The organism is Erythrobacter sp. S158 (assembly GCF_057364915.1).
Window position 1 is genome coordinate 722,056 of record NZ_CP200279.1, and the last position, 20,909, is coordinate 742,964.

The 20,909-nt window shown below is 62.4% G+C and carries 20 protein-coding genes; 10 read left to right on the forward strand and 10 right to left on the reverse strand.

The genetic code is table 11. From position 1 onward, the window contains the following. The first annotated feature begins 102 nt into the window (after positions 1 to 102). Positions 103 to 2,199: a malate synthase G gene (locus tag AC0V6T_RS03545; RefSeq protein WP_486124375.1), complete on the forward strand. Its 2,097-nt coding sequence runs from the start codon at positions 103 to 105 to the stop codon at positions 2,197 to 2,199. 243 nt (positions 2,200 to 2,442) lie between these two features. Here the strand turns inward: AC0V6T_RS03545 and AC0V6T_RS03550 are convergent, their stop codons facing one another. The 5 genes from AC0V6T_RS03550 to AC0V6T_RS03570 form a co-directional block, all read right to left on the reverse strand. After that, the gene (locus AC0V6T_RS03550; protein WP_486124377.1) at positions 2,443 to 2,829 is read right to left on the reverse strand and encodes a PilZ domain-containing protein; all 387 of its coding nucleotides are present in this window, start codon (positions 2,827 to 2,829) and stop codon (positions 2,443 to 2,445) included. A gap of 156 nt (positions 2,830 to 2,985) precedes the next feature. After that, positions 2,986 to 3,813, reverse strand: a complete 828-nt coding sequence (rsmA, locus tag AC0V6T_RS03555; protein WP_486124379.1) for a 16S rRNA (adenine(1518)-N(6)/adenine(1519)-N(6))-dimethyltransferase RsmA — start codon at positions 3,811 to 3,813, stop codon at positions 2,986 to 2,988. After that, positions 3,806 to 4,822 (reverse strand): 4-hydroxythreonine-4-phosphate dehydrogenase PdxA, encoded by a 1,017-nt coding sequence (pdxA, locus tag AC0V6T_RS03560; protein WP_486124381.1) that lies wholly within the window; start codon positions 4,820 to 4,822, stop codon positions 3,806 to 3,808. The genes rsmA and pdxA overlap by 8 nt, the downstream gene beginning before the upstream one ends. A gap of 22 nt (positions 4,823 to 4,844) precedes the next feature. Next, a complete protein-coding gene (locus AC0V6T_RS03565) occupies positions 4,845 to 6,191 on the reverse strand; it encodes a peptidylprolyl isomerase (protein WP_486124383.1) in 1,347 nt (448 codons plus the stop codon). Positions 6,192 to 6,425: 234 nt separating this feature from the next. Continuing rightward, entirely contained in the window at positions 6,426 to 8,753 is a 2,328-nt protein-coding gene (locus AC0V6T_RS03570; RefSeq protein WP_486124385.1) for an LPS-assembly protein LptD, read from the reverse strand. A gap of 172 nt (positions 8,754 to 8,925) precedes the next feature. Here AC0V6T_RS03570 and AC0V6T_RS03575 point away from each other — a divergent pair, with 172 nt between their 5' ends. The 5 genes from AC0V6T_RS03575 (at position 8,926) to ndk (ending at position 12,091) form a co-directional block, all read left to right on the forward strand. Further along, positions 8,926 to 10,383 carry a leucyl aminopeptidase gene (locus AC0V6T_RS03575; RefSeq protein WP_486124387.1) on the forward strand — a complete coding sequence of 486 codons (1,458 nt, stop codon included), beginning with the start codon at positions 8,926 to 8,928 and terminating at the stop codon, positions 10,381 to 10,383. Positions 10,384 to 10,391: 8 nt separating this feature from the next. Beyond that, positions 10,392 to 10,541 (forward strand): DUF2256 domain-containing protein, encoded by a 150-nt coding sequence (locus tag AC0V6T_RS03580; protein ID WP_486124389.1) that lies wholly within the window; start codon positions 10,392 to 10,394, stop codon positions 10,539 to 10,541. Continuing rightward, positions 10,541 to 10,975: a DNA polymerase III subunit chi gene (locus tag AC0V6T_RS03585; RefSeq protein WP_486124391.1), complete on the forward strand. Its 435-nt coding sequence runs from the start codon at positions 10,541 to 10,543 to the stop codon at positions 10,973 to 10,975. The genes AC0V6T_RS03580 and AC0V6T_RS03585 overlap by 1 nt, the downstream gene beginning before the upstream one ends. A 58-nt stretch (positions 10,976 to 11,033) precedes the next feature. Beyond that, a complete protein-coding gene (locus AC0V6T_RS03590) occupies positions 11,034 to 11,543 on the forward strand; it encodes a hypothetical protein (RefSeq protein ID WP_486124393.1) in 510 nt (169 codons plus the stop codon). A gap of 125 nt (positions 11,544 to 11,668) precedes the next feature. Continuing rightward, entirely contained in the window at positions 11,669 to 12,091 is a 423-nt protein-coding gene (gene ndk, locus AC0V6T_RS03595) for a nucleoside-diphosphate kinase (protein ID WP_486124395.1), read from the forward strand. Between the two features lie 57 nt (positions 12,092 to 12,148). On the opposite strand, the gene AC0V6T_RS03600 is transcribed toward ndk, so the two are convergent. The 3 genes from AC0V6T_RS03600 to purM form a co-directional block, all read right to left on the reverse strand. Further along, entirely contained in the window at positions 12,149 to 13,363 is a 1,215-nt protein-coding gene (locus tag AC0V6T_RS03600) for a sulfotransferase (RefSeq protein WP_486124397.1), read from the reverse strand. Then, complete coding sequence (gene purN, locus AC0V6T_RS03605; RefSeq protein WP_486124399.1) at positions 13,363 to 14,328, reverse strand: phosphoribosylglycinamide formyltransferase; 966 nt, start codon at positions 14,326 to 14,328, stop codon at positions 13,363 to 13,365. Before purN ends, AC0V6T_RS03600 begins: the two co-directional genes overlap by 1 nt. A gap of 92 nt (positions 14,329 to 14,420) precedes the next feature. Further along, positions 14,421 to 15,518 (reverse strand): phosphoribosylformylglycinamidine cyclo-ligase, encoded by a 1,098-nt coding sequence (purM, locus tag AC0V6T_RS03610; RefSeq protein ID WP_486124401.1) that lies wholly within the window; start codon positions 15,516 to 15,518, stop codon positions 14,421 to 14,423. A gap of 70 nt (positions 15,519 to 15,588) precedes the next feature. Here purM and AC0V6T_RS03615 point away from each other — a divergent pair, with 70 nt between their 5' ends. From AC0V6T_RS03615 to AC0V6T_RS03630, 4 genes are all read left to right on the forward strand, one after another. Then, positions 15,589 to 16,881: a heavy-metal-associated domain-containing protein gene (locus tag AC0V6T_RS03615; protein ID WP_486124403.1), complete on the forward strand. Its 1,293-nt coding sequence runs from the start codon at positions 15,589 to 15,591 to the stop codon at positions 16,879 to 16,881. Positions 16,882 to 16,995: 114 nt separating this feature from the next. Next, positions 16,996 to 17,535: an HdaA/DnaA family protein gene (locus tag AC0V6T_RS03620; protein ID WP_486124405.1), complete on the forward strand. Its 540-nt coding sequence runs from the start codon at positions 16,996 to 16,998 to the stop codon at positions 17,533 to 17,535. A 43-nt stretch (positions 17,536 to 17,578) separates the two neighbouring features. Then, positions 17,579 to 18,298, forward strand: a complete 720-nt coding sequence (epsC, locus tag AC0V6T_RS03625; RefSeq protein WP_486124407.1) for a serine O-acetyltransferase EpsC — start codon at positions 17,579 to 17,581, stop codon at positions 18,296 to 18,298. Beyond that, positions 18,298 to 18,666 carry a DUF2794 domain-containing protein gene (locus tag AC0V6T_RS03630; protein WP_486124409.1) on the forward strand — a complete coding sequence of 123 codons (369 nt, stop codon included), beginning with the start codon at positions 18,298 to 18,300 and terminating at the stop codon, positions 18,664 to 18,666. Before epsC ends, AC0V6T_RS03630 begins: the two co-directional genes overlap by 1 nt. Here AC0V6T_RS03630 and AC0V6T_RS03635 read toward each other — a convergent pair. Together AC0V6T_RS03635 and AC0V6T_RS03640 are read right to left on the reverse strand one after the other, a co-directional pair. Further along, the gene (locus AC0V6T_RS03635; protein ID WP_486124411.1) at positions 18,663 to 19,832 is read right to left on the reverse strand and encodes a hypothetical protein; all 1,170 of its coding nucleotides are present in this window, start codon (positions 19,830 to 19,832) and stop codon (positions 18,663 to 18,665) included. The two genes, AC0V6T_RS03630 and AC0V6T_RS03635, sit on opposite strands and share 4 nt — an antisense overlap. Positions 19,833 to 19,909: 77 nt before the next feature. Continuing rightward, positions 19,910 to 20,839, reverse strand: coding sequence for an SDR family NAD(P)-dependent oxidoreductase (locus AC0V6T_RS03640; RefSeq protein WP_486124413.1), 930 nt, complete (start codon positions 20,837 to 20,839; stop codon positions 19,910 to 19,912). Between the last annotated feature and the right edge of the window lie 70 nt (positions 20,840 to 20,909).

Here is a 20,909-nt window from a genome sequence, read left to right on the forward strand (position 1 = left end):
TCTAAGTCCAAGGCGTTGCAAAACGCTCGTCCCCGCGTCATATGCAGCCGCGTTCTCCTCCCCCGGACTTGGCTAACCTCTCTTCAAGTCACGAGGACATTTATGAGCGATACAACCACGCGCGCCGGCCTTGAGGTCGACCAGCGGCTTGCCGATCTGCTTGAGCGGGAAGTGTTTCCCGCGCTCGGCCGCGATCCGAGTGCATTCTGGGAAGGCTTTGCTCAGCTGCTCGCCGACTTCGCTCCGCGCAACAAGGCTCTGCTCGAAAAGCGCGAAGGACTGCAGGCGAAGATCGATGCGTGGCACACCGAGCGCGCTGGCAAACCGCATGAAGCGGGCGAGTATCGCGCCTTCCTCGAAAAGATCGGCTATCTCGTACCCGAACCGGGCGACTTCACGATCGGCACGCAGAATGTCGATGCCGAGATCGCGACCATGGCAGGCCCGCAGTTGGTGGTGCCGATCCTCAACGCGCGCTTCCTGCTGAACGCCGCAAACGCGCGCTGGGGCAGCCTCTACGACGCCTTTTATGGCACCGATGCGCTCGATGCACCGCCAGCGCGACCGGGCGGCTATGACGAGGAACGCGGAGCCGCCGTGATCGCGCGCGGACGCGAATTTCTGGATCAGGCGCTTCCGCTGGTTGACCAGCGCTGGGCGGACCTTGCAGACGAGCACGACGGAAAGCTCAAGGACGAAAGCCAGTGGGTCGGGCATACTGACAAGGGCCTGCTCTTCAAGAACAATGGCCTCCATATTGAGGTTGTGTTCGACCGCGATCACCCTGTCGGAAAAACCGACAAAGCGGGCATCGCTGACATCAATGTCGAAGCGGCACTCACCACGATTGCCGATTGCGAGGACTCGGTCGCGGCGGTCGATGGCGAGGACAAGCTCACCGCCTACACCAACTGGCTCGGCATCATTCGCGGCGACCTTGAAGAAAGCTTCGAAAAGGGCGGCAGGACGCTGACCCGCAAGCTCGCCCGCGACAAGACCTACAAGGACAATGCTGGAAACGAGCACAGTCTTCCAGGTCGCAGCCTGATGTTCGTGCGCAATGTCGGGCACCTGATGACTAACCCGGCGATCCGCCTGCCCGATGGCAGCGAAATCCCCGAGGGCATCATGGACGCCGTCTTCACCGGCGCGATCAGCGCGCTTGATGTCGAAGGCCACGCCAAATACGGCAATTCGAAGCACGGCAGCATCTATATCGTGAAACCTAAGATGCACGGGCCCGAAGAATGCGCCTTCACCAACGACTTGTTCGATGCGGTGGAGGACCTGCTCGGCCTGCCTCGCCACACGATCAAGGTCGGCGTCATGGACGAAGAGCGCCGCACCAGCGCGAACCTTGGCGCCTGCATCCACGCCGTGCGCGACCGGATTGTCTTCATCAATACCGGCTTCCTCGACCGCACGGGCGACGAAATCCACACGTCGATGCACGCCGGGCCGATGATGCGCAAGGGCGCCATGAAGGGTTCTGACTGGCTCGCCGCTTACGAGGCGCGCAACGTCGCAATTGGTCTGAAGCACGGCCTTTCCGGCAAAGCGCAGATCGGCAAGGGCATGTGGGCCGCGCCCGACATGATGGCCGACATGATGCAACAGAAGATCGGCCACTTGCGCGCAGGCGCGAACACCGCATGGGTGCCGTCACCCACTGCAGCGACGCTCCACGCGCTGCATTACCACCAGGAAAACGTGTTCGTGATCCAGAAGGGGCTGGGCGAAATTCCGAGCCTCGACACGCTGCTGACGATTCCGCTCGCCGAGGGCGCAAACTGGTCGCAGGACGAGCTTCGCGATGAACTCGACAACAATTGCCAGGGCCTCCTTGGCTACGTGGTGCGCTGGGTCGATGCAGGTGTTGGGTGTTCGAAAGTACCGGACATCAACGATGTCGGCCTGATGGAAGACCGCGCCACCTTGCGCATTTCCTCCCAGCACATCGCCAACTGGCTGCTCCACGGCGTCGTGACCGAGGATCAGGTGATGGATTCGCTCACCCGCATGGCCGCCAAGGTAGACGAACAGAATGCGGGCGACCCCTTCTACGAGCCGCTGATCGGCAACGAGGACAAGCCCGCTTTCAGCGCAGCGAAGGATCTGATCTTCAAGGGCGTCGAGCAGCCGAGCGGATACACCGAACCGCTGCTGCACCAGTGGCGACAGGTGAAGAAGGCAAGCTGACGCCTAGAGGACAGTGTTATTTTTCTGCGCTTTCGCATCCTCGGACCCGAGTTCAGCTTGAAGCTTGAGCTTTTGCAGCGAGCTTTGGGCCGAGGCGGCCACCATCGACACCGAACTCGTATTCAAGCGGACCTTCCGACGCCAACTACTTCTAGAACAACTCGAACGTATCCAAGCGTCGCCACGAGATTTGGACAATCGGGTTAGCGCAAATGGGGTAGGATTCGGTCGCCGCGAAGACGTTTAGCGCGACACCAGCGCCGAGCGTTTGCGTCCCATCTGGATGTTGCCGCGGTCCGCTGCCGGGCCAACGTCCTTGCGTCGCTCGCCCGCGATCCTCGCCATCATGCCCGGGCGAAGGACGAACTCGAATTCAACGCCGCAGGTGCCCTCGCTCGACCAGGCGATGGTGCAGTAGACCTCGTCCTCGCCCATTACGAGCCATCCCGTCACGCCCTCCGGCGGCGGATTTTCAAGCTCGAGTTTCGCGCCCGCATCGGAGATGTTGGTGATCCTGCATTCGCGCACGCCGCTGACCGTTCGCAGTCCGATGGGAACATCGACCAGCGTTCGGCTTGTTCGGCGGCGTTCGATTTCGACGGCTTGCTGATTGTTGGCGAGGCTATTCATGGGCTTCTCCTGCAAGGCGAGGAGCTATCTGGGCGACCTCGCACGACACCGAAGTTGAAGGATTGCGCCATCATTCCCCACCAAGGGGTATTCGAGCGTGATTACCTCATTTTAACCAGAGATTTAACCAAACCGGCAGGGTTTGGAGCACGCCTGTCAGGGCGAACCGACGGCCCGGGCGAGCGCCACGAATTCGGCAACGCTCACCGTTTCGGCGCGGCGCGTTTCCTCGATCCCGACACTTTGCAAAGCGTCGAGCGCGCCCGGCACGCTCTTCAGGCTCTGACGCAGCATCTTGCGGCGCTGTCCGAAGGCGGCTTCGGTGAGGCGTTCGAGCGTTTTTGCGGAGACATCTGCTGGGGCATCGGTCGGCGTCACGTGAACGATGGCGCTCATCACCTTGGGCGGCGGGGTGAAAGCGCTGCGGTGCACTTTCATTGCCAGCTTCGCCTTCGCGCGCCACTGCGCGAGGACCGCGAGGCGACCATAGGCGCTGCCACCCGACTGCGCGACGATCCGCTCGGCCACTTCGCGTTGGAACATGAGCGTGAGAGAGAGCCATTGCGGCGGCCAGTCTTGGCCCGACAGCCACTTCACGAACAGGGCTGTTCCCACATTGTAGGGCAGGTTTGACAGGACGTGGAACGGCTCGCCGTCCATGATCGCGCCGTGATCGAGCTTCATCGCATCGCCTTCGATCACGGTGAGCTGACCGGGAAAGGCCTCGCTCAATTCGTCGAGTGCGGGCAGGCATCGGCGGTCCATCTCGATCGCCGTGACGCGGGCACCGGCGCGCAGCAGGGCGCGAGTAAGGCCGCCGGGACCCGGTCCAACTTCAAGCACGCGCGCCTCGGAGAGATCGCCCGGAAGCGCTGCAATGCGGTCAAGCAATTGCTCGTCGAGTAGGAAATTCTGACCCAGCGCCTTGGACGCGGAGAGGCCATGCTTCGCGATTGTCTCCCGAATTGGAGGGAGGTCAGGCACCGGTGGTCTGTTTCGCTGAGCGAGCGTTCGCGCAGTCGCTTGCCATCAGGATCGCGGCGATCATCGCGTCGGGATTGGCCTTGCCGGTCCCTGCGATGTCGAAGGCGGTGCCATGATCGGGCGAGGTGCGGATGATCGGCAGACCAAGCGTCACGTTGACGCCCTGGTCGAACTCGAGCGCCTTCAGCGGGATCAAGGCCTGGTCGTGATACATGCACAGCGCCACATCGTAGTGGCGGCGCATGACGGGGGTGAAGAGCGCATCGCCCGGAACAGGGCCGGTCACATCGAGGCCGTCCGATTGCAACGCGGTGAGCGCAGGAGCGATGATGCGGCTTTCCTCGTCACCGAACTGGCCGTTTTCGCCCGAGTGGGGGTTAAGACCGGCGACTGCGATACGCGGGTTTTCGATGCCAAAATCGCGCCGCAACCCCTCGGCCACGATCCGCGCTTTGTGCGTGATGAGCTCCTGCGAGAGCAGCCCAGGCACAGAGGCGAGTGCGCAGTGGACCGTCAGGGGGACCGTGCGAAGCGAAGGTCCGGCGAGCATCATGACGGCGTCTTCGGGCGCAAGGCCGCAGACCTCGGCTAGAAATTCGGTCTGGCCGGGGTATTCGAAACCTACCCTGCCAAGCTGTGATTTGCTGACAGGCGCGGTCACCAGCGCGGCGGCCTGCCCCAAAAGCACGCAGCGCGTCGCTTCGGCAAGGGAGTGCAGTGCGAGGGCGGCACCGTCATCATCGGGCGCACCGGGCGTGTAGCGCGCATCCGCGCCTGCAATCACTGGAAGGCCCTTGGCGAAGGCATCGGCAGCCTCGCCGGGCTCCTCGATCGCGACCACCGCGAAATCGAGCCCGGCCTTGCTGATGGCACCACGCAGGACATCCGCGCCGCCCACGACGAAGAAAGGACGCCCGGCACCTCTTAGACGCTGGTAACTGGCAAGGATGATCTCGGGACCGATGCCTGCCGGATCACCCAGCGAGATCGCCAGTGGAGCCTGATCCAAACCTCGTGCCCCCGCCGCCGGCTTAGTTGTACTCGATGTAAGCGTCGTTGCGCAGGTCGCGCAGGTAACGCTGAGCGCGCTTGTTGATGCGCTCACTCTCGATGTTGGTCATGACCGTCTGGAAGGTCGGAGTACCGGAATCTTCAGGCTCATCACGGCCGCACAGCATCAGCACACGCACACCTTCTTCAGCGCTACCAAAGGGCGGAGTGGTCTGACCGACCTGCATGTTCAGAAGGATGTTCTGAAGCTGCTCGGGAAGCTGCCGTGCTTGGATCTGGTCATTGGTAACAACGGTCGCGCCGAGCACCGAACGAGCGGTTTCCGCTTCGTTACAACTGCGCAGCGATTGAATGAAAAGGCCGAATTCTTCGATCTTCGCATTTGCTTCGGCCTCGCTCGTGCCCTGATCGAATGCAATCGAAATTTGCTTCAGACTCAGCACCGAATCGCGCGGGTCCGCGGTCAGGACCTGGCGACGGTCGATCATGTAAATGATCGTGTAGCCGCCCGGGATGGCGATCGGGCCGACAAGCTGGCCCGGCTGCATCTGACGGGCTGCGTCGGCCATCGGGCCGGGCAGGGTCGCAAGGCGTAGGAAGCCGGTGTCGCCGCCCTGAACTGCGGTTGATGCTTCGGAGAACTGGCGAGCATAGGCGACGAAACTGCCGCCCGCTTCGAGTTGTTCCATGATGCGCTGCATGTTCTGGATCACCGCCTCGCGGTTTTCCTCGGTCGCGTTCATGTAGATTTCGCCAAGGCGGTATTCCTCGGTGCCGCGCGCTTCTTCAAGTCGCTCGAGAACGCCCGTGACTTCTTCAGCGGAGACGTTGACGAAGGGCGAAATGTTGCGACGGATCAGGTTCTCCCACGCGATTTCGCCTTCGATCTGGCGCTTGAGCGCGGCAGGCGAGGAACCGATCGAGGCGAGGTATTCGTCCATGCGCTCCGGGTTCTGTCCGAAGTTCTGCGCGGCGAGCTGCTGATAGGTCTGTTCGACCTCAGCGCGTTCGACACCGATTTCCTGTGCGCGGGCGGCCTGAATCTTGAGCGTTTCGTCGATCAGGTTGCGAAGCACCTGAACGCGCAGACGCTGGCGCTCTGCATCGGACACTTCGACTTCGGAAGCGTTGGTGACGAGAGCCACGCGCTGATCAATGTCGGTGCCCGTGATGACGAAACCGTTGACGACTGCGGTAGGCGCACGCTCGTTCGGGTTCTCGCTGCCGTAGACAGTGAAGTTTTCAGGAATCCCAAGCGGGTTGTCAGCCGTAGGAACAGCGGTCGTCTGCGCAGCGGCGGGTGCTGTCACCAGCCCGGCAAGAGCAAGCGCAGCTACTGAATTTCGAATGGAAGCAAATACCTTCAACGTCACGTCCCGTAATCCCGAATTGTTCTCATGCGTGCGGTCGTCATGCGTCCCGTTTCGCTCGCGACCTTCAAGTCTGTTGCCGCAGGTAATGCAGCGTCAGCTTGGCCAAACCGTTGCACGCTCCCGGCTTAACGCTAGCTGAGTGAGGTTAGTCGTGGCGCCCTTTAACCCGTTTTTTGCGCGCTGCCAATTCGCGCGGTGTGAGTAATCGGGGAGGGGGCTTTCGGCGGCTTAGTTGAAGCCAAGATTGCGCAACGCGAAGAATAACTGGAACGAGTTGCCGCGCTCCGCGTCGCCCGCCGTGATGAAGTCACGCCGCCAGGTCGCGCCGAACTCGATGCAGTCGTCTCGGTAGGCGATGCCAAGGCGCGTGCGGATCGGCTCGAAACCGTCAGGCGAGAAGATCGGGTCTTCATCCGCGCCGGTTAGGTTGAAAACGCCCGAGCCGAACACCGACCAGTGCCGACCGATGGTGAAGCGCCCGGCAGCCCGGATTTCCTCGCGGTCGCGCAAATCCTCGACGGTCTGAATGTCGCGGTTGAGGCGAAGGTAGCCAACTTCGACATAATTGCGCTGCGATCCGATGGTCGCGTCGATCTCGTTGCGGCGGACCGCGAGATTGTCCTTGTCGATGCGGAACCGGTGGGTGAAGGCGAGGAAGTTGCGGTAGCGAACCTCCGTCCGGCCCACGAAGTCGGAAACGCGCTCAGACAGGCCCGTACCGTCGGGGAAGATCGCCTGCTGCGTTTCGGTAAGGCGGAAGGACTGGCCGATATTGGTTTTGACCCGCCACCCCGGCTTGGTCAGTTCCCAATCGACGCCCCACGTGACGCGCGAGCCTTCCTCGACCCGGTCATATCCTGAGAAGCGGTTGAGCGCGAAGAGGTTGGAATCCTCAAGATCGATCGCGCGCGCGTCTTCGTTGGGGACCGCGAGGTTGCGGATCGATGGGGCTGCGACGAGTTGCAACCGGGGTTTCAGGACCTGCGTGCCGCCGAAAGCCTCGCCCACGAAAGGCCATTCGATATCGACCGCCGCCGTGGCAACGCCGCGCGTGGTCCAGCCCTCGTTCCCGCGATAGGCCGCGGTGAGCGTCGAGAGCGTGTCATTCGTGTTGTAGACATCGCCGCGAACGAGGCCGGTGAAGGTGACGACCTGCCCAAGCCCGGTCAGTTGGCGCAAATCCCAGCGAGCACCTGCAAAGGCGCGCTGCGTATCTTGTCCCTCGTTGCGGATGAGGCTGAGGGAATTGGCCTGCAATTGCAGGTTACCGCCAAGCAGCGGGTCCTCGATATTGTAGCGATAATCGATCGCCGGGACAGCGAGCGGAACCTGACCTTGCTCGGCATTGATGCGCAAGGTCTGCGTCGCCCAGCCGGCCACGCTTAAATAGGACCGATCATCGATCCGCTCGAGATTGATGGTCGAGCGCAACCGGTCGTCGCGGCTGATGTCATAGCGGCGAAGGAAAGTGCGGTCGCTTGCCACACGGACCGAGCCGGTGATGCTCCATTCGGGCGAAAACTGAAAGCGGCCATTGGCAAACAGGTGCCCGCGCGGATCGCTTTGCGTTGTCGGGGTCGCTCCGAAGTTCGACACGCGGCGGCTCGACGTCGCATAGCCGGTGATCTGGTATGCGCCCTTTTCGGTGAGGTGCCGGAACTGGCCCGTCGCCATCGGCGCCACGTCGGAATAGACCCGCGCACCCAGCGTCAGGTCCTTGTTGTCGGCCAGCCGCCAGTAATACTCGCCCGAGAGCTCAAGTCCGTTGACCTGATCGAAGCGGACGTTGGGGACCAGAAACCCGCTTTCTGCGCGGCCATCGGTGCGGATGGCAAGCCCGGGCAGCGGCAGGATGCGCGCGCCGAACAGCTCCAGCATGGCGCCATCGAAACTGACGCGTGCCTCCTCCGGGTCGTAAGTGACGCGCTCTGCGGTGATGCGCCAGGACGGGTCCTTGTCGCAGCCTGCCTCATCGCTGACAGCGCAGGCGCTGTAGGCGGCGTCCGTAAGCAGCACGGTGCCATCCTGCGCCCGCGTTGCCGACCTTGCCGCTAGCCGTCCGCCTGCGCGAAGGGCAAGAAGCAGGTCGTCCATCGCGCCCGCTTCGAACTGATCGTTGAGCTCGATTGTCTCTGTGAAGATCTGATTGCCCGAATCGTCGACGAAACGAACATTCCCGCGCGCCACGATCTCCCCACTGCCACGATCCCAAGTAACCTCGTTCGCGCGGACCGATGCGCGGTCGGAACGCAGGATTACATTGCCGCGAGCGGTGAGGATATCGGCTTCGTTATCGTATTCGACCTGCTCTGCCTCGAAGGCGATCTGGTCGCCTTCCTCGGGAAGGTCAGGCTCGATGCTGGGAGGATCTTCGTCCTCGAACGTAGGCGGAGGAGGCGGTGCATCGGGATCGGCCTGCGAAATCGCCTGGCCGGGCAGCGGCGCATCGTCCTGTGCCAGTGCTGGCACCGCGACAAACAGCGCCGAGAAACACGCAGCCGAAGCTGCCAGCGCCAGAGGGCTGGTCATGTTGCGCGACACTGTAAACGGCCTCATGCCTACGCAGACCCTCGAACCCTCGGACATGGCTTGCCTATTGCACCGCTGCGGCCTAATCGCAATCGCCATTCCAGAACTGCTTTTGAAAGCAGGATCAAACGTGTCGCAAACGCCCTAGTAACGGCCAACTTGGCAGAGCCATTCGCGACAAATCACAATCGGAGCCCTCATGCAGATCAATTTCACCGACAGCGCACCCGACAATGTTCGCCTTCATGTGCAGATCGTCAATGAGGGCGACGGGCTCGAAGGCATCGATGAAGTGCTCGCTGAAGGCGCGCCGACCGCGCGTTTCCGAGGCAAGCCTGGACAGGTGTTCGAAGGCTTCGCCAAGATCGACGGGGAGCTTCGTCGTCTGGCCATTTCGGGAGCTGGTGAAGCGGGCGCAGACAATCGCCGCCTCAATCTTGAACGGGCAGGCGCTGCGCTGACGGCGAAGTATCTTCGTTCGGGCGAAACCGACATGGTGCTCGACCTTGCGAGTGCAGTAGAGGACGCCGAGGAAGCTGGCGCTGCCCTCGCAGGCCTGTGCATGCGCAGCTGGTCGATGGACGATTATCGCACCAAGCTTTCGAAGGAAAAGAAGGTCTCGCTCGAGACTGTGCACGTCATCAATGCACCCGAAGGCACACTCGCCGCTTGGGACCGCGAACTGGCGATCACCAAGGGCGTCGATTTCACCCGCATGCTCGTCACCCAGCCTGCGAACCTTCTTTACCCGGAAAGCTTCGTTGAAGTTTGCCAGAAGATGTTCAAGGACACCGGCGCTGAGCTGACCGTTCTGGACGAGGCGCAGATGGAAGAGCTCGGCATGGGCGCGCTGCTTGGCGTGGGTCAGGGCTCAGTGCGCGAATTGCGCCTGCTCGCGATCCGCTGGAACGGCGGCAAAGAGGGCGAGAAGCCAACCGTTTTCGTGGGCAAGGGCGTGACCTTCGATACTGGCGGTATCTCCTTGAAGCCCGGACCCGGTATGGAAGACATGAAGTGGGACATGGGCGGTGCAGGTGCCGTCGCGGGCGGCATGCTCGCGCTGGTCGGGCGCAAGGCGAAGGCCAACGTCGTTGGCGTTGTCGGCCTTGTCGAGAACATGCCCGATGGGAACGCAATCCGCCCGGGCGACGTGCTTACCTCGATGAGTGGTCAAACGATCGAAGTGCTCAACACCGATGCCGAAGGCCGCCTGGTCCTGTGCGACGCGCTGCACTGGGCACAGGAACAGTACGAGCCTGAACACATCGTCGACTTCGCAACCTTGACCGGCGCGATGATCATTGCGCTTGGCAACGAGCATGGCGGCGTTTTTGCCAATGACGACGATCTCGCCAGCCAGCTGGTAAGCGCAGGCAAGTCGGTGAACGACAAGCTTTGGCAGATGCCGCTTGGCCCGGCTTACGACAAACTCATCGATTCCCCGATCGCCGACATGAAGAATATCGGCGGGCGCGGCGCAGGCTCGATCACGGCGGCGCAGTTCCTTAAGCGCTTCATCAAGAAAGATACCAAGTGGGCGCACTGCGACATCGCGGGCATGGTCTGGTCCGACAAGCCCGGCCACGCGCATGACAAGGGCGCAACCGGCTACGGCGCGCGCCTTATCAACCAGTTCATCGCGGACAACGTGGAGTAATTTGCCCCATGGCGAAGATGCGGAAGAAATCCGATCTTCCGTCAAAGATCTGCGAGACTTGCGGGCTTCCCTTTACGTGGCGCAAGAAGTGGGAGCGCGACTGGGACAACGTTCGCTATTGTTCGGAGCGCTGCAAGCGGAATAAGAATAAGGCCTGATGAAAGTCGATTTCTGGCAACTCTCGCGCGATCCGGTCGACAAGGTGGTCGCCCTCATCGCGCAGCGCGTGCTGGATAGCGGCGAGCGGCTGTTGGTCGTCAGCAAGAATTCCCAGCAGCGCGACGCGATCTCGCGCACTCTCTGGAAGGCGGAGCCTGAGAGCTTTCTCGCCAATGGCGAGGCCAGCGCGGCTGGCGCGGACAGGCAGCCAATCCTGCTGTCCGACAGCTGCGAGGCTGCGAACGCGGCCAGCCATGTGATCTTTGCCGATGGCGAATATCGGGAACCGACCGGGTTCGAGCGCGCCTTTCTCCTGTTTGACGACGAAACCGTTGAGGCGGCTCGCGGGACGTGGAAGAGCCTAGAGAGCAGCGATGGCCTTGAACGCGCGTTTTTCCGTCAGGATGGCGGCAAGTGGACCAAGGTCGCCTGAAGGCTTGCGAGCCGTGCCCCGATAGCCGAAACTGCGAGGCGCAATGGGGAGAATCAGCATGCGAATCTCGACACTCGTCCTGCCTGCCGTGAGTGCGCTCGCCTTGACGGCGTGCGGGTCCGAGACCGAAGGCACATTCACGACCGATGAAGGCGACACCGGCGAATACGTCATCGACAATGATGGCGGTGAATCGACCATGACCATCACCACTTCCGATGGCGAGGTCAACGTGCGCACCGGGTCCACGGTGGCGGTCGATCTGCCAAGCGGTTTCTCGCTCATCTCGGGCGCAGACGTGGTCAGCAATACGGTGTTCGACCAGGGCGGAACCAAGGGCTCGCTGCTCAGCTTCCGCACCAGCAAGTCGCCTAATGAGATCGCCGAATTCTATCGCTCGCAAGCCGAAGACGCGGGCGTGAAGATCCAGATCGAAACCAACATGAATGGTGGCCGGATGATCGGCGGTGAGAACGAGGCGACCGGGCTCACCTTTTCGGTGACCGCCTATCCAGACGGCGACGGCATGACATTGGGCCAGCTCACTGTGGGTGAAGACCCCGGCTGATTTCGCACTCGTCAAGCGCCAAACGACCAAAAGCTTGAATTGCGCCTGCGCTGGCGCTAGGGGCGCGCGCAATCCTCTCTGGCGCGCCGCGTGGCGTGCGATTTTTCAAAACAAGGACGAATACCATGGCGGTCACCCGCACCTTTTCGATCATCAAGCCCGACGCCACCAAGCGCAACCTGACTGGTGCCGTCACCAAGAAGCTCGAAGACGCTGGCCTTCGCGTCGTCGCTTCGAAGCGCATCCACATGACCCGCGAGCAGGCCGAAGGCTTCTACGCGGTTCACAAGGAACGCCCCTTCTTCGGTGAACTCGTCGAATTCATGATGAGCGAGCCGGTTGTCGTGCAGGTTCTCGAAGGCGAAGACGCTGTGAAGCGCAACCGCGACGTCATGGGCGCAACCAACCCGGCTGAAGCTGAAGAAGGCACGATCCGCAAGGAATACGCGCTGTCGATCGGCGAAAACAGCGTCCACGGTTCGGACAGCGAAGAAAACGCAGCGATCGAAATCGCGTTCTTCTTCAACGACGACGAGATCGTCGGCTAAGCACTTACCGTGCAGCTATCTTGAAGAGGGCCGTCCGGTTGGGCGGCCCTTTTCGTATCAGCGCTCCTCTGCGAAGCGCTCCAACTGCTGTGAATGTGCATGGTGATGGCCCGATGCGCTGTCTTCCATCTGCGCGTGCATTGCAAAAAGGGCTTCCGGCGTCAGTTCGAGATCGAGATCTGCATAGCAGCGCGCGATCGCACCCTCCCAGTCTCCGCCCAGCGCGTCGAAATGGAGCCGCGCGATCTTGCCGTCCCATTGCGTCAGGGTTTTCGCCATACGCTCCTCGCGCAGCACGATCTTGTGCCGCCAAAGCGCCTCGATCGTGTCGAGATCGCAGGTGTCGGACTGGATCGCCATCTGGTTTGCGCAAAGTGACACTGCGCTGCGAAGGACCTTCTCACTGTCGCGCTCGGCCACGACCAGTCGCGCATCGGGGAACAGGTCGAGCAAGGCGGGAAGGTCTTCGGCGAAAGCGGGCACCTTGAGCACGCGCGGCTTGTCGGCGATCCCGCGGTGGGCGGCGTCGGTTCTCAGTATGCGCGCGAACTCGCGGTAGATCGGTGCGGCGTCGGCAGCCTCACTCCAGATTGAATAACTCGGAATATGCCACTGCGATTCGTAGATCGAGTGGTGCAATGCCGCCGAAATCCAGGCGAGCTCCTCCTCCACATCGCCCGGCGCCATCGGATGGATTGATTGCAGCCAGGGATTGAGCGCGTTGAGCATCACCAGGTCAAGCGCGCTTCGGACTCGGTTGACCCCCTTGGCCGCAGGGACGGGGTGATAGGCATCGCAATAGCGCGTGTGCGAATGCGCGGGGTCTGCGGCGAGCAGCTTGTGAATGCGTGTCGTGCCCGAACGCATATGCCCGATCACTATGATGGGCGGGGCGAGCTCGGTTTCGGCAAGTTCAGGCCGGTCGCTCCACAGCTTGCCGAAGGCGAGGCGGTTCTTGACCACGCGGCTCAGCTGACCCCACGCCATCGCCTTGCCCAGCGGGTTGAGGTTGGCCTCTTCGATCACGGCATTGCAAAGCCGCTCCAGCCGCTCGCGGAAATCGACCACATCCTCGCCTGAGCGTCCACCGGTTTCGCCATGCGCGTTGGCGGCGTTGGTGGCGACGTCCCAGAGCGCGTCGGCGCTAAGATCGGGCGTGGGCAGCCAGCCTTTGGCCCACGCCGTGCCAAGCAATGTGTTGGCGCGATCGGCGAGGCGTCCTCTCGCAAGAGGATGCTCGCGCGCGGGCTTCTTTCTCGGAAATTGCGGCATCAGAACTGGTCCGCCGCATCGAGCAGCTTGGTCAGGCGCGCAGGTGCAACGCTGCGCCAGCTTCGATGGAGCCATTCGCCGACATGCTCCCAATCGACGCCAGGGCGGTTGAGGATCACGCCGATCCATCCGCTGGCGCCGTAATAGGCGGGTTTGAAATAGGCTTCGGGCTGCGCTTCGACGAGGTCCAGCAGCTCGTCTATGCTACCCGTCTTCACGAGAACGGCGATGTGCTGCGAGCCGTGATGCTGATCGTTGAAATGCGCGAAGAACTTGCCCGATTTCTCCGTTCCAACGCGAAAGCCGGGCGAACCGTGGCTGTCGCGTTCGTGCGTTTCGGGCAGGGCAAGCGCTAACTCGCGCACCTTCGCATACAGATATTCGGGATCGTAGCCTCGCGAGACATAATCCGCGACTGCGCGCGGATAGAGCTGATGCTCGGCCGGTTTGACCCGCGCGGCGAGTGCTTCTGGTGTGTCGTCGGGCGCAATGGCGACCCTGACCTGCGCCAAGACCTCGCCGGCATCGAGTTCAGGCGTGACGATATGAACGCTCGATCCCGCATGGCTGTCGCCAGCCTCGATGGCGCGCGCGAAGGTGTCGAGTCCCTTGTATTTAGGCAGAAGCGAGGGGTGAATGTTGAGGATCCGACCCTCCCAACGCTCGACAAAGCTGTCGGAAAGAATACGCATGTATCCGGCAAGCACGATGAAGTCCGCGCCCGCCTCGACCACCGCCGCTTCCATCGCGGCGTCCTGCTCTGCGCGGCTGATGCCTTTGTGCGAGTGCGTGAATGTCGCGATGCGTTCAAGCTGCGCGAGCGCGAGCCCGGCTGCGTCCGCGACATTGCTCGCAACAAGCACGATCTCGTAGGCCGCATCGTCTAGGCGGCTGGCGTAAAGCAGCGCGGCAAGGTTGGTGCCCGTGCCCGAAATGAAGACCGCGATCTTCGCTTTATGAGTCATGCTGATCCCGTCTCAGCATAGATCCCTCCGATAGTCTGGCGCGATCCTGCTGCGAAAGTCCGGTCTGGACAAGGCAGGCGCGGCAGTTTGCCTCAAGCCGTGTGTGTTGCGCTCCAGTCGCCGAGCGCGCTCCATGTACCCTGCGATCCGCGAACCGTGCAGCCGCGCTCGCCTTGCGCGATTGTCCCGACGCGCAGCACCGTCTCGCCAGCCTCTTCGAGCCGTTTGGTGACCGTGTCGACATCGGTCTCGGCCACTGCGAGAACCATGCCCACGCCGCAATTGAAAGTGCGCGCCATTTCCTCAGGCTCAATCGCGCCCTGCCCCTGCAGGTAGGCCATCAGGCGCGGTTGCTCCCAAAGGTCGGCATCGACCTGAGCATGCGCGCCGTCTGGCAGGATGCGCGGAATGTTTTCGAGCAAACCACCGCCGGTGATGTGTGCAAGACCGTGGATGAGCCCATCGCGAAGCAGCGGAAGAAGGCTCGCCACATAAATGCGCGTGGGTTCGATAAGCGCGTCGATCAATAGCTGCTCGGGATCGAACAGGGCAGGGCGGTCGAGTTTCCAACCCTTGTCCGCTGCAAGCCGCCGTACGAGCGAATAGCCGTTCGAGTGGACACCTGAACTTGCAAGGCCCAGCAGCACATCTCCGGGGGCGACTTTTTCGCCCGTCAGCTGCTCCCCGCGCTCGACCGCGCCGACACAGAAACCAGCAAGGTCATAATCGCCATCGCCGTACATCCCCGGCATCTCGGCTGTTTCGCCGCCGATGAGCGCGCAGCCCGCTTGTTTGCACCCCTCGGCGATGCCCGCGACCACCCGCTCGGCTATGCCGTTCTCCAGCATTCCTGTGGCGAAATAATCGAGGAAGAACAGCGGCTCAGCACCCTGCACGATCAGGTCATTGACGCACATCGCGACTAGGTCGATCCCGACGGTGTCGTGCCGGTCAAAGTCGATCGCGAGCTTCAGCTTGGTTCCGACCCCGTCATTCGCCGCGACGAGCAGCGGGTCTTCATACCCGGCAGCCTTCGGATCGAAGAAGCCGCCAAAGCCTCCCAGATCGCTGGTTGCTCCCGGCCTCGCTGTGGCCTTTGCCAGTGGTGCAATAGCCTTCACCAGCGCGTTGCCGGCATCGATCGAAACGCCTGCATCGGCGTATGTATATGGGGAGTTCTTGCCACTCATGCGCAAGGCTTTAGCCTTTCAGGCTTGGATTTCCACTTCGCATTGGGCAAAGACGCATCAGATTTCCCCGATGAGTATGTCATCCACCCTTTCCGGCCCGAATTTGAGAGCCCTGCCAGCGCCGCGCTGGATCGCCGCAGCGCTGTTGGCGCTTGCTCTGTTGGGCGGCGGCTATGCGCTCGTACTGGCGCAGGTGTCGGGCGACCGCGGTATCGCTCCCACCGCTTCGAGCGCGGACATCGAGGTGCGCGGAATCGAGGTTGATGTGCGCGCTGATACGGGCGAGGAGGCGCGCGATGAGGCGTGGCGGCGTGCGCAGCGTGAGGCGTGGGAGCAGGTCGGTGGGCCTGCGATCAATGACAGCCAGCTTGCAGGCATGGTCTCGGCCATTGTCATCCAGCGCGAGCGGATCGGGCCAAAACGCTATGTCGCAACGCTTGGAGTGACCTTCGACCGCCAGCGCGCAGGGCGTTTCCTAGGTGGCGCTCGCAGTGCGCGTTCGTCCGCACCGATGTTGCTTATTCCGGTGACGGTGAGCGGGGGAGCTTATACGACCTTCGAGGTTCGCAATCCGTGGCAGCGCGCTTGGGCCGAATTCAATCCGGGCGGAAGTCGCATCGACTATGTCCGCCCGTCCGGCGCAGGGGGCGATTCGCTTTTGCTGACATACGGGCAGGCGGGTCGACGCAGCCGCGCATGGTGGGCGAGCACGCTCGACCAGTTTGGCGCTGCCGATGCTCTCGTGCCGATTGCCAAGCTCGATCACCAATTCCCAGGGGGCCCGATCACCGGGACCTTCACCGCACGCTATGGACCGGATAGCAAGTTCCTCGAGACATTCGAGATGGAAGCGAACGGTCCGGCGCAGTTGCAGGCCATGCTCGGTGAAGCGGTTGAGCGCATGGACGCGATCTACGAAGAGGCGTTGGCCGATGGGAAATTGCAGCCCGACCCGACCCTGCGCCTCGGCGGTTCGGGGCAGGTCGATCCGGCGCTTGCTCGCTTGATCGAGATTGGGCGCGCTATCCGGGCCCGCGATGCCGCCGCTGCTGAGGCGGCTGCGACGGCTTCCGAATTCCCGGCCGGTGAGGCACCCGTCGCGCAGCCGACTCAGGCCCCCGCCGTCGTGCGCGCTTATGCCGTCCAGTTCGCAAGCCCCGATCCGATGGCTTTCGATTCGGCCCTTTCGACCGTCCGTCAGGTTCCGGGAGTGCGCGGATTAGCGGTTACGAGCACCGCGATGGGCGGCACTTCGGTCATGAGCGTAAGCTACGGCGGCGACCTTTCTGCGCTGGCGGCGGCGCTGCGCGAGCGCGGCTTTGCCGTGCGCGAGGGCAACAACGCGCTCGCCATCAGCCGCTAGACCGCCAGTGGTGCTGCCGTGGCTGGTTCATCGCATTCCCAAATAGCTCTCCCGCTGGCTCCAGCCGGCGAAGGCGCCCCACGCCGGATCGTAGTGGGGAACGCCAATCTGCAGGTGGTCGAGGCCCTGCAGAACCCAGCCAGCTGGCCATTCAACACCGCCGTCCTGACCGGCCCGCCGCGCTCGGGAAAGACCCTGCTCGGCAATTGGGCCGCAGGGCAGGGGATCGAAGTCATCGACGGAGCCGATACGCTGGACGAAGCGCAGGTGTTCCACCGGTGGAACGCGGTGCAGGAGGGCGGCTCGCGCGCAGGAACGAAGTTGCTGCTGATCGCCGACAGCACGCCTTGGGAGATAAGCCTGCCTGACCTCAAGTCGCGCCTCGGCGGATCGCTGCAACTCGCGATTGGCGATCCCGATGACGCCATGGCGGCGCAGCTGATCGAAGCGCATGCAGAGGCGCGCGGTCTCACCTTGGCAGAGGGGGCAGCGGACTATCTCGTCCCGCGCACGCGGCGCTCCTTTGCAGATATCGAGGCGCTCGTGCGGACCATCGACCGTATCAGCCTTGAACGTGCAGCACCCGCTACCATGTCTGTGTGGAGAGCGGCGCTCGAAGCTTTGCATGGGCCCGACCAACAAAAACTGTTGTAGCGCGGATTTGCCTTTCGGCCCGTTTGGTGGGAGAATCAGCACCATGTTCGACAAGCTCAAGGCTTATCTGGACTCGGTCCAGGCGCGCGATCCAGCTCCTCGGTCGCGGTGGGAAATCCTTTTGTATCCGGGGGTTTGGGCACTTGGCTTCCACCGGATCGCGCATTGGCTCTTCGATGCGAAGCTGTTTTTCCTCGCCCGGTTCGTCAATCATCTCAGCCGCCTGCTGACCGCGATCGATATCCATCCGGGCGCCAGGATCGGGAAGAACTTCTTCATCGATCACGGCTTCACCGTGATCGGCGAAACCGCAGAGATCGGCGACAACGTTACGATCTATCAGTGCGTGACGTTGGGCGGGACCAATCCGACAAATGGCATGGGCGGCAAGCGCCACCCGACCATTCAGGACAACGTGATCATCGGCTCAGGCGCGCAGGTTATTGGCCCCATCACCGTGGGCGAGCGTGCACGCATCGGCGCCAACGCCGTGGTGACCGAGGAAGTGCCCGAGGGCGCGACGATGGTCGGTTTCAAGGCGCGCTCGACACTCGTTCCTGCCGAAGAGTGGATCAAGGACTTCATCCCCTACGGCACGCCGTGCGAAGATGCAGAGGGTAACCGCGTCGACTGCATTGAGAAGCTCGAAAGCGAACTGATCGCAATGAAAGCTGAGATCGCCGCTCTGAAGGCAGATCGTCAGGTCGATGAACCGGTTCAGGGCGATCTCGACCTCACCAAGAAAAGCGGGACCGGCGCCTGATGAGTGCAGGTCTAGGAGCCGGGAATTCCGGCCAGGTTGTTGCGTTTCCGAGTAAGCAGGCTGCAAACCAAGTCGGGTTTGACCGCGAGGAACTGCAGCGCATTCTCGACCTTTATGGCCGTATGGTCGCCGCGGGCGAATGGCGTGACTACGCGATGGATTTCGACCTCCACGCAGCGACGTTCGCCGCATTCCGCCGCACCGCCGAGCGCCCGCAAACGCGCATCGAGAAACGCCCGAGCCTTCGAGGCAAACAGGGCATGTACACGCTGTTCGGCGAGCACGGACAGATCCTCAAGCGCGGCTCTGAACTCGTAAACGTGCTTGCCCCGGTCGAGAGGCGGCTGATGAAGGCGGTCGACGACTAGGCCGTCGCTGCCATCGACAGGGCCGGATCCTCGGTCGCGGGAAGGCTCGCCTGAACATTTCGCGGAAGCGCCGCAACCACCGAACGTCGGATCGGCTGCCAGAAGGCTGAGAGGCTCAAGAGAGCCGATCCGATCACCAACGCGGTAAGTGCAAAATTCAATTCGACAGCTCCAAACTCGCGGAACAGGAATGTCAGCGCGAACAGCACATAGGCGAGGGCGGAGACCAGCAGCGCGCGCCGGTCAATCGCCAACGCTAGCAGGCCAAACGCGATATAGACGCCGAGCACACCCACAGCCGCTCCCACGCCCAAATTGTCACCCTCGGTCACGCCAAGCAGGGCGAAGATCGGGTGAGCGATCATTGGCGCTGCCAGCAGGTGCAGCCAGAAGGCAACGTCGCTGCGACGCGTGATACGCTCGCGATCTGAAATGTCCCAGCGCATGGCAAAGCCGAACACCGCAAGACCTGCGATGAAGACGAGGACGAGCAGGATATCGGGCGTAATCAGCCCGGGACCGACAGCGGCCAGCATCAGGGCGATGGCCGTGCCTGCGACACCCGCAGCACCGGCTGCGACCGTGATCGGCACCATGAAGCGTCGCCAATGAAAGTAGGCGGCGCCCGCTCCAGCAAAGGCTGCGAGCGCGGCGATCACGGCTCCGATGCGGTCGCTGCCATTCAGGATGATGGTGAACCCTGCACCGAGAACTGCGAAGAAGACCCCGCCGACGAAGGCGAGCAGCACCAGGATCGAGGGCAGCGCCATCCGGCGTTTGCGCGTAAAGAACTCTGCCAGCGGCCATGCGGTTACGGCCACCAGCAAGCCGGGCAGGCAAAGATCAAGCGCGGTCTTGAGGTTTCGGGCGTCGGCCCTCGCCTCCAGCTGAGCCGCGCTCATCCTGCTTGGAATTGTCTCAAGCCAGGCTTCGGCGGGTACGAACATTGCGGCGAGAGCCTGACCAATCGCACCGACCGCGAGCAGCAAGATGACGATGCCGATGCTGACGAATATGTCGTTGAAGCTGTTGATCAGTCGAAAGTTTTCTTCCGACCCGCGTGGCAATTCGCGCACTCTCGTCATGTGAGCGCGGAAGCTCTCGGCGGCTTCGGCGCTCAGCGCGCCTGCCGCGACGGCGGAATTGATGTCGTCTTCTGAATACATTTCGGGCCCAGCCTCCCCTGCTGAATAGCGAGGGAAGCTAGGCCCGGTGTATTAAGTAGTCAATACAGTGGTGCGGATTAGCCGCGCGCGCTGGCGGGACCGGTGCCGGTGACCTTCTGCATGGCCTTGAGGATGTTGCCCGACTGCTCGGAACCCGACTGCGGGGCGACGAGGTTCGAGAAGTCGTTGATCTCGTCCCAGCGTGCGGCGAAGCCTTCGACGGTACGGTCTTCGTCCTTTAGCCAGACGGCGTCGTTCATAACGGTCCACGAAGAGTGGAAACCGCCGGCGCCTGCACCGACGATCGCGTTGGTGGGCGAGTCTTCACTGACGAGGAACAGCGCTGCCGGGACCACGTTCACCGGATCGAACAGCTTGAAGGCTTCTTCAGGGAAGAGGTCTTCGGTCATGCGCGTGCCGGCAACCGGCGACAGCGTGTTGACGCGAATGTTGTACTTCGCGCCTTCGAGCTGGAGCGTTTTGGTGAGGCCTGCGAGGCCGAGCTTGGCCGCGCCGTAGTTTGCCTGGCCGAAGTTGCCGAACAGGCCGGTCGACGATGCTGTCATGAGAACGCGGCCATAGGCCTGCTCACGGAAGGTTTCCCAGCAAGCCTTCGTGACGAAAGCCGAACCGGTGAGGTGGACCTTGAGGACGAATTCGAAATCGTCCGGGGTCATCTTGTGGAACGTCTTGTCGCGAAGGACGCCAGCATTGTTGATGAGGACGTGCACACCGCCCCACTTCTGCTTGGCGTCGGCGACCATCTTTTCCATCTGCTCGTATTCGGTGACCGATCCGCCGTTTGACATGGCTTCGCCGCCCATGGCTTCGATCTCTTCAACGACCTTCAGGGCCATGTCCGAGTGGCCGGTGCCGTCGCGTGAACCGCCGAGGTCGTTCACGACGACCTTCGCGCCGCGGCGGGCGAGTTCGAGCGCGTATTCGCGGCCCAGTCCGCCGCCTGCGCCGGTGACGAGGGCTACCTTGTCCTTGAAGTCGATGGTCATGGGGAACGATCCTTTCCGTGGGGTTTGTTTATCTGGTCTGTGAGCGGGCGTGCTTTACGCTCGCGTAAAC